Origin of the sequence: Pseudomonas sp. NPDC089752 (assembly GCF_044748725.1) — a bacterium.
Taxonomy (GTDB): Bacteria; Pseudomonadota; Gammaproteobacteria; order Pseudomonadales; family Pseudomonadaceae; genus Aquipseudomonas.
In genome coordinates this window covers 1-1,162 of record NZ_JBIVGP010000040.1, presented here as the reverse complement: position 1 = coordinate 1,162, position 1,162 = coordinate 1, and the positions used below count along the sequence as shown (strand labels likewise).

At 58.5% G+C, this 1,162-nt stretch carries 1 protein-coding gene; it reads left to right on the top strand.

Annotated features, from left to right (window positions below):
- Nucleotides 1–65: 65 nt before the first annotated feature.
- Nucleotides 66–1,031: an IS110 family transposase gene (locus ACIPZF_RS26105; RefSeq protein WP_400804964.1), complete on the top strand. Its 966-nt coding sequence runs from the start codon at nucleotides 66–68 to the stop codon at nucleotides 1,029–1,031.
- Nucleotides 1,032–1,162 lie beyond the last annotated feature (131 nt).

Here is a 1,162-nt window from a genome sequence, read left to right as displayed (position 1 = left end):
CTCGAATCACAAGCGTGGGCCAAGCCAAAGTCCTCTCACTGTGTTGAGTTTAGGAGGTTTTGGTGATGGCTTCCTTCTTGGGAATCGATGTTTCCAGTAATTCGCTTGATGCACTGGTGCGACCGCAGGGCATCAAGATCCGTGTGAACAATGATCCGGCAGGATTTGATGCGCTGTGCAAGGAGCTGCGGGGGTTCAGCATTAAGCGCGTCTTGCTGGAGGCCACTGGCGGCTATGAACGCGATGTCATGCATTTTCTACAGGACGCAGGCTTCAAAGTCATACGCGTCAATCCCAAGCGCGCCAGGGCTTTTGCCGACTCCATGGCCATCAAGGCCAAGACCGACGCTATCGATGCCGCAGTGTTGGCCCATTACGCCGAAGTCATTCCAGACCAGCCTACCCTGCGAATCAGCCCAGACCGAGCGCTTCTGCGGGAGCTGCTGCAGCAGCGTGATCGCCTGATTCAGCAGCGGGATGACGACCGGCGGCGCCTGAAGCAGGCGCAGTCAGCCGTGGTTGCCAATTTCCTGAAAACCAACCTTCAGCACTTCAGGTCGCAGATCAAACTGGTTGAGCAAGCGATCAAACAGCAAACGACTGCGCTGAACGATGAGCGCGTTGCCCAGCTGGTCCAGGTTAAAGGCATTGGGCTGGTGACAGCGGGCAAGCTGGTAGCGCTGCTACCGGAGCTCGGTCGTGTTGAGTCCAGAGAGATAGCCTCACTGGTCGGAGTAGCGCCGTTCAACCACGACAGCGGAAAATCCGTGGGAAAGCGCTCTATCTCAGGAGGGCGATTTGAAGTCAGGCGATCGCTGTACATGGCATGCCTGGTGGCGGTGAAACATAACCCGGCCCTCAAGGCGCGCTATGAAGGGCTTCGCGAGCGTGGAAAGCTGGCCAAAGTCGCGATCGTGGCCTGCATGAGGGTGTTCATCGTACAGCTCAATGCAATGCTCAGGACAGGCACGCCATGGCGAGATGTGGTGTTGCCCCAGCGTGAAGTTACGCAGATCAAAAAAGTAGCGTAATCCGAGTGGGAGCGGCGGTGCGGCGATCCGACTTGCCCCGCGAAGCAGGCACCGCGCTGGATGGCACGGGCTTCGCCCGTGTTCGCGGGACAAGCCCGCTCCCACAGGGATCGCATGCCGCCTGAGGCATT

Bases quoted from the DNA above. Each gene is read 5' to 3' on its own strand.
- ACIPZF_RS26105 (WP_400804964.1), top strand. From the start codon at position 66: ATGGCTTCCTTCTTGGGAATCGATGTTTCCAGTAATTCGCTTGATGCA.